The organism is Pseudoalteromonas sp. SWYJZ98, assembly GCF_015864495.1.
Lineage (GTDB): Bacteria > Pseudomonadota > Gammaproteobacteria > Enterobacterales > Alteromonadaceae > Pseudoalteromonas > Pseudoalteromonas distincta.
In genome coordinates this window covers 1-5,575 of sequence record NZ_JADYXA010000069.1, presented here as the reverse complement: position 1 = coordinate 5,575, position 5,575 = coordinate 1, and the positions used below count along the sequence as shown (strand labels likewise).

The following is a 5,575-nucleotide window of genomic DNA, read 5'->3' as shown; positions in this document are numbered from 1 at the left end:
TGTTCGTTAATCATAATGTGCCCTCAAACAAGATTTGAAGATCTGATCATGACATTGAGATTTAGTTCAAAAAAATCCCCGCTAATTTCTTAGCAGGGATTTGTGTATAAGAGACAGCTTACTAAGCGCCTTTTTGTTTATTTAGTTCTTTTATTTAGTTTTCGTGTTTGCTTTGCGTGCTCACTAAGCTCAGTTAAACCTAATTGGTCGTAACTTTTTTCCATCATTTCAAGCGCGGGATCTAAGTAACTGCTTTGTGAGTAGTGCTCAACAACAAACTTACCTCTATTAGCAGCAGCTAAATAAGCTTCACGCTCATAATAGTAAGTGGCTACTTTTAATTCATAACGTGCCATACGATTTAAAAGCCATACTAAACGACGCTTAGCTTCAGGCGCGTAATCACTTTTAGGAAAACGTTTTACTAATGTCGATAAATCTGTAAATGCAACACGAGTACGGTTAGCATCACGGTCGGCTCTATCTACACCAAAGTACTCTTGGAACGCATTTTTATCTGCTTTAATATTTACTAAACCACGCATGTAATACATGTAGTCTAAATCTTTATGATTTGGGTTTAAGCGAATAAAGCGGTCAATGGTTGCAAGTGCTTGTTCAGTATTGCCTGATTGATAATGTGCATAGACTAAGTCCATTTGTACTTGCTTAGAGAATGGGCCAAATGGGTAGCGAGAGTCTATTGCACTCAAAAGTTCAATTGCACGAGCATATAAACCAGAATCTAGCGTTTCTTTTGCATCTTCATATAAAGCGTGTGCAGACTTATTCGGTACACGTTGAATGTCTTCTTGGTCAGGAGCCGACGAACAAGCACCTAAACTAAGTACAGAAACTGAAAAAACAATGGCAAATGCACGTTTCCCTATTTTATTTATCATTTTATTTGTTACCTTCGATGTCTTCGGCTAGGCCAAGTCGGTAAAACCGAGTAAACTATGCGTATTATATTATGCTTTTATTAAAAGCGATTCTAACCCAGTCGAGCAAAGCTTGCACTGGTAAATTGGGTAAAGTTACTAATGTCAGAGCAAATTTCTCTTCAAGCCGACGTTCCAACCGAATTAGGTGGTAAACGTCTAGACCAAGTATTAGCACAATTGTTCCCTGATTATTCACGTTCTCGTATAAAAACGTGGATTTTGGATGATAAAATCACTGTAGACGGTGAAATTTTCAACACTCCACGCGAAAAGCTACTAGGTGGTGAAGTTGTAAGTGTTGAAACAACAATTGAAGCACCACGCGAATACGAAGCACAAGATATCAAATTAAACATTGTTTATGAAGACGATGATATTTTGGTAATTAATAAACCAATGGGCCTAGTGGTTCACCCAGGTGCGGGTAACCCTAATGGAACAGTGTTAAACGCATTGCTACATTACTACCCTGAAATAATTAACGTGCCACGCGCAGGTATTGTGCATCGTTTAGATAAAGACACGACCGGTTTAATGGTTGTAGCTAAAACGATTCAGGCCCAAACGCATTTGGTAAAAGCACTACAAAAGCGCGAAAATTTCACTCGTGAATATGAAGCTCTGTGTAATGGTACTATGACTGCAGGTGGTATGGTTGAAAAAGCGATTGGCCGCCATCCTACGCAGCGTACGCATATGGCCGTACATGAAATGGGTAAGCCGGCAATTACACATTACCGTGTTGCTGAAAAATTCCGTGCTCATACTCGTTTACGTTTGCGTTTAGAAACAGGTCGTACTCACCAAATTCGTGTGCATATGGCACATTTAAATCATCCGCTAATTGGCGATCAATCTTATGGCGGCCGTCCGCGTCCACCTAAAGGTGCAACACCTGAGTTATTTGAGTTACTCCGTAGCTTTAGACGCCAAGCTCTGCATGCTGTAAAATTAAGTATTGCGCACCCAATCACCGGTGAAATGATGACATGGCAAGCTCCTATCCCTGACGATATGGTTGCTATGACACATGCACTACGTGAAGATACTAAAGCTAATCCTGATATCGATAGATAATGCACTTATTGTCAGCGACATGGCAAAACCTTCATAAAGTAGGAACGTTAAGTACTACTTGTGGAGGTGGTGTTTCAAAAACCCCATTTGAAAGTTTCAATTTGGGATACCATGTTGGAGATAATCAAGATCATGTATCAAAAAACCGCTCACTATTAACCAAACTCTTACCTAAACCTGCCGTGTGGCTAAATCAAGTTCATAGCTCTGATGTTGTTATTGTTGATGAACATTTTGACTCTAATAAGTTACACAATGCTGATGCGCTTTATACTCAGTTATTAAATCAGCCTTTGGCTATAATGACTGCCGATTGCTTACCTATTTTATTAGTGAGTGATGATGAGAAGGAAGTTGCAGCTATACATGGTGGCTGGCGAGGGCTTGAGCAGGGAATTATTAAAAATGCTTTAGAATGTTTTAGCTCAAAGTATGAAAATATAAATGCTTGGCTAGGGCCTGCAATTGGGCCAACTCAATTTGAGGTTGGCGCTGAAGTGTTTGAGTTATTTCAAAAAAGGTCTTCTTCATTTATTCAAGCATTTACACCACAAGCTAATGGCAAATATCTTGCTGATATTTATGGCATTGCGCGTACTTTACTTACCCAGCAAGGCGTTAAAAAGATTACAGGCGGCGACTATTGTACAGTCTCTCAAAGTGACTTATTTTTTTCTTATCGACGGGATGGACAAACCGGACGTATGGCAAGTTTGATCTGGCGCAAGTAATTAGCACCTTTAGCTATTATATTTCTCTCTACACCTTGAACAAACACCTAAACATACCCATTAATTAAGCAATTAGATTATTTAATAGGTAACACCATGCGTTTAGATAGATTTACAAGTAAATTTCAATCTGCGCTTTCTGATGCGCAATCGTTAGCCCTTGGCCGCGACCATCAATTTATTGAACCTGTACATTTAATGTATTCATTACTGCAACAAAGCGGCTCCAGTGTGCGCGCGTTATTTGCCCAAACGGGGGTCAGCGCAGATGAACTTAACACCAAGCTTTCACAAGAAATAGAAAAACTATTTAAAGTAGAAGGTGTAGGTGGCGATGTGCAGCTATCAAATAATATGGCTTCACTTATTAACCTATGTGACAAGTATGCGCAAAAACGCAAAGACAAATACATTTCAAGTGAATTGTTTGTACTGGCGGCATGCGACGATAAAGGTCCACTTGGCGATATATTCAGATCGTTAAATATTACCTCGACTAAAATTGAAACCGCAATTAAAGCGATTCGTGGTGGTCAAAAAGTTGATGACCCAAATGCTGAAGAAACACGCCAAGCGCTTGAAAAGTACACGATTGATCTAACTGAGCGAGCAGAGCAAGGTAAGCTTGACCCTGTTATTGGTCGTGATGACGAAATTCGCCGCACGATTCAAGTATTACAGCGCCGTACTAAAAATAACCCTGTATTAATCGGTGAGCCAGGTGTTGGTAAAACAGCAATAGCAGAAGGTTTAGCACAGCGTATTATTAATGGTGAAGTACCTGAAGGATTAAAAAACAAACGTGTTTTATCGCTTGATTTAGGAGCACTAGTTGCGGGCGCTAAATATCGCGGTGAATTTGAAGAGCGTTTAAAATCAGTGTTAAACGAATTGGCTAAAGAAGAAGGCCAAGTCATTTTATTTATTGATGAAATACACACTATTGTGGGTGCAGGCAAAAGTGATGGCGCAATGGATGCGGGTAATATGCTAAAACCAGCTTTAGCACGCGGTGAGTTACACTGTGTTGGCGCAACCACGCTTGATGAATACCGTAAATATATAGAGAAAGATGCAGCCCTTGAACGTCGATTCCAAAAGGTACTCATTGAAGAGCCGTCGGTTGAAGATACCATTGCAATATTGCGTGGCTTAAAAGAGCGATATGAGCTACATCATTCAGTAGAAATTACTGATCCCGCGATTGTTGCTGCAGCTCAGTTATCTCATCGTTACATTAGCGATCGCCAGTTACCAGATAAAGCAATTGATTTAATAGACGAAGCGGGTTCTTCAATTCGATTACAAATTGATTCAAAACCAGAGTCGCTAGATAAGCTTGAGCGTCGTATTATTCAGTTAAAATTAGAAGATAATGCACTTGCTAAAGAAAAAGATGAGGCGAGTCAAAAACGTCGCAGTGAAATGCAAGAGTTGATCACCGACCTTGATGGGCAATATCGTGAGCTAGACGAAATTTGGAATGCTGAAAAAGCATCGCTTCAAGGTACACAAGTAATTAAAGCCGAGCTTGAACAAGCAAGATTAGATTTAGATGTAGCGCGAAGAGCAAGTGATTTACAGCGTATGTCAGAGCTGCAATATGGGCGAATTCCAGAGCTTGAACGAAAACTTGATTTAGCCTCACAAGCCGAAATGCAAGAAATGACTCTGCTTAAAAACCAAGTAGGTGAGGATGAAATTGCAGAGATTTTATCTCGCTGGACAGGTATTCCTGTTGCAAGAATGCTACAAGGTGAGCGTGAAAAGCTGCTGCAAATGGAAGATAAGTTACACAGTAAAGTAATAGGGCAAGATGAAGCGGTCGTTGCTGTTGCTAACGCAATAAGACGCTCACGTGCAGGACTTGCAGATCCTAATCGCCCAATTGGTTCTTTCTTGTTTTTAGGTCCAACAGGTGTGGGTAAAACCGAGCTTACAAAAGCACTTGCTGGTTTTATGTTTGATACCGAAGATGCCATGGTACGTATCGACATGTCTGAGTTTATGGAAAAGCACTCAGTTGCACGCCTAGTGGGCGCACCTCCAGGTTATGTGGGTTATGAAGAGGGCGGTTATTTAACAGAAGCTGTTCGTCGTAAACCTTACTCAGTTATATTGCTTGATGAAATAGAAAAAGCACACCCAGATGTGTTTAACATTTTACTGCAAGTGTTAGATGATGGCCGATTAACTGACGGACAAGGTAGAACCGTTGATTTTAAAAATACTGTTATTATCATGACATCAAATTTAGGCTCAGATATTATCCAAGAACAAGCGGGGAATAATGACTATACGACCCTTAAAGCTAAAGTAATGGAAGTATTGATTAATGAGTTTAGACCTGAGTTTATTAACCGTATTGACGAGACTGTTGTATTCCACCCGTTAGCAAACGAGCATATAAAAGAAATAGCTGATATTCAGTTAATGAAATTACGTGAGCGTTTAACAGAGATGGGGTATCTGCTTGAAATAAGCGATGCTGCACTTGAGCGAATTGCAGCAAGTGGGTTTGATCCTGTGTACGGTGCACGCCCGCTTAAGCGTGCTATTCAGCAAACGATTGAAAATCCGCTAGCACAAAAGCTACTTAATGGGGACTACATACCAGGTAGCGTGATTGTTATTGATGCAAATGACGGCTCTTTGGTATTTACCAAACGCTGATTGTAAATAATTACATCTAAAGCCGCTAAAATAGCTGTCTCTTGATCACAAGTCTGACTCAAGAGATTTTGCTAAATCGTAGCCTTCTAGGATGGCTTGTAACTTAAGCCATCCTTTCCATAACACTTTCACAGATGCACGCCCTGTGCG

General features: G+C 40.3%; 4 protein-coding genes. 3 read left to right on the top strand and 1 reads right to left on the bottom strand.

Features of this window, described 5'->3' with window-relative positions; genetic code table 11:
• Positions 1 to 137: 137 nt before the first annotated feature.
• The gene (locus I6F10_RS19535; protein ID WP_002962210.1) at positions 138 to 902 is read right to left on the bottom strand and encodes an outer membrane protein assembly factor BamD; all 765 of its coding nucleotides are present in this window, start codon (positions 900 to 902) and stop codon (positions 138 to 140) included.
• Positions 903 to 1,043: 141 nt separating this feature from the next.
• Between I6F10_RS19535 and rluD the strand changes: the two genes are divergently transcribed.
• The 3 genes from rluD (at position 1,044) to clpB (ending at position 5,425) form a co-directional block, all read left to right on the top strand.
• The gene (rluD, locus tag I6F10_RS19530) at positions 1,044 to 2,021 is read left to right on the top strand and encodes a 23S rRNA pseudouridine(1911/1915/1917) synthase RluD (RefSeq protein ID WP_149594281.1); all 978 of its coding nucleotides are present in this window, start codon (positions 1,044 to 1,046) and stop codon (positions 2,019 to 2,021) included.
• On the top strand, positions 2,021 to 2,752 hold the full coding sequence (gene pgeF, locus I6F10_RS19525) for a peptidoglycan editing factor PgeF (RefSeq protein ID WP_197099281.1): 732 nt from the start codon (positions 2,021 to 2,023) through the stop codon (positions 2,750 to 2,752). Before rluD ends, pgeF begins: the two co-directional genes overlap by 1 nt.
• A gap of 96 nt (positions 2,753 to 2,848) precedes the next feature.
• Positions 2,849 to 5,425 (top strand): ATP-dependent chaperone ClpB, encoded by a 2,577-nt coding sequence (gene clpB / locus I6F10_RS19520; protein ID WP_197099280.1) that lies wholly within the window; start codon positions 2,849 to 2,851, stop codon positions 5,423 to 5,425.
• Positions 5,426 to 5,575 lie beyond the last annotated feature (150 nt).

Bases quoted from the DNA above. Each gene is read 5' to 3' on its own strand.
- pgeF (WP_197099281.1), top strand. From the start codon at position 2,021: ATGCACTTATTGTCAGCGACATGGCAAAACCTTCATAAAGTAGGAACG.
- clpB (WP_197099280.1), top strand. From the start codon at position 2,849: ATGCGTTTAGATAGATTTACAAGTAAATTTCAATCTGCGCTTTCTGAT.
- rluD (WP_149594281.1), top strand. From the start codon at position 1,044: ATGTCAGAGCAAATTTCTCTTCAAGCCGACGTTCCAACCGAATTAGGT.
- I6F10_RS19535 (WP_002962210.1), bottom strand. From the start codon at position 902: ATGATAAATAAAATAGGGAAACGTGCATTTGCCATTGTTTTTTCAGTT.